We start from the raw sequence: 1537 nt of genomic DNA on the forward strand, positions 1-1537 counted from the left end.
GTTTGCACCTGGAGCGGGTATCTCCGCCCCACATGACGGAAATGTAATCTTCCCGACAGCGCTGTGTAGCGGGAAGCAGTAGACACTGCGCACCTCGAAAGTTCATCGGATTTGTCGAAGGAGACCCTTGTGTCAAGAAAAATCGCAGTCATCGGCACGAGTTGCCTGCTGGGCCTAGGTGCCCTGCTCACTGTCTCGGGAGTTCTCGCGCAACCTGCGGCTGGCGTCGCTGCCACAACAACCAGCCAGGTGGGAGCACCTGCGCTGGAGTACGTGTCCCCCATCGGCGACTACAAGGGGTATGAACCCCAGTCCATCCAGTCTTGGAAAGAAGCTAACGACAACGTCGGGCGCATTGGTGGATGGCGAAATTACTCCCGGGAAACATCGCAAGGCCAGCCGTCGCCGTCTTCGCCGGCAGCGTCGGGCGGCAGCGCCCCGCACTCCAATCACCACGGGGATAAGAAATGAGAAGCCCTTTGACTGTGCCCGGATTCAACGTCGCGCTGTCACTGATAGCCGTCGCCATATTGGCCGGATGTGCGTCCGTCAATCTTGAACAAACCCTGGAGAAGGCCAACGCTCAGACCGGGAATTTCACTGCTGGCCAATTGAACCTTTCGCAGACCGACCAGCAACGTGACGAGCGCCTGCAGGCTGCCTCAAAACTTCTGACCTCGGTCGTTGGCCAAAAAGAGGCCGTACAGCTCGCGCTCCTCAATAGCCCGGCTATGCAGGCGATGTTGGCTCAAAGCTGGGCAGATTCTTCGCTGGCAGCCCAGTCCGGCCGCATTGCCAACCCTGTTTTCAGTTTTGTGCGTGTCAGGGCGGGCGAGGAGCTGGAATTCGGGCGAATCCTCACCTTTGGCTTGCTCGACCTCATCACGCTGCCGTATCGCAAGGGAATTGCCGACCAGCGGATTGCACAAAGTCAAATCCGCTTGGCCGCTGAGGTGGTCGACAGGACCACCCAGGTCAGGCAGAGCTGGGTGCGTGCAGTCGCAGCAAAGCAGTCACTTGCCTACGCTAAACAGGTTTACGAAAACGCCGAGGCAGGTGCAGAACTGGCCCGTCGTCTTGAAGCGGTTGGCAATTTCAACAAGCTCGCTCGCGCACGCCAACAGACCTTCTACGCAGATGCCGCGACCCGACTTTCGGCTGCGCACCAACAAGAGATATCAGCGCGCGAGGATTTGATTCGCTTGCTGGGCCTGGATGACAACCAGGCCGCACAGCTGAGGCTGCCTGACCGCCTGCCTGACTTGCCCAAACAAGCCCGTCAGCCGGCTGAGGTCGCAAAGGCCGCGAGCAATGGCCGTCTGGATATCCAGCTCGCGCAGAGTGCCCTCAATGTGAGCGCCAAGGCCCAGGGTTTGGAGACCATTAACAGCTTCACCGATATCGAACTGGGTGTGCGTCGCGACACGGTGTTCGACAACGGCAGCGGCTCCAAGTCGAATCCACGTGGCTACGAAATCGACCTCCGACTTCCCATCTTCGACTGGGGCGGCATGCGCCGCGATGCCATGACAGCCCA

At 59.5% G+C, this 1537-nt stretch carries 1 protein-coding gene; it reads left to right on the plus strand.

Annotation, left to right across the window (positions count from 1 at the left end):
• Positions 1-485 precede the first annotated feature (485 nt).
• Positions 486-1537, plus strand: a 1052-nt coding sequence (locus tag Q8M88_RS00530) for a TolC family protein (protein WP_305594001.1), incomplete at its 3' end; no start/stop codon positions are given.

The sequence above is a fragment of the Phenylobacterium sp. genome, from assembly GCF_030693805.1.
In the GTDB taxonomy this organism is placed as follows: Bacteria; Pseudomonadota; Alphaproteobacteria; order Caulobacterales; family Caulobacteraceae; genus Phenylobacterium.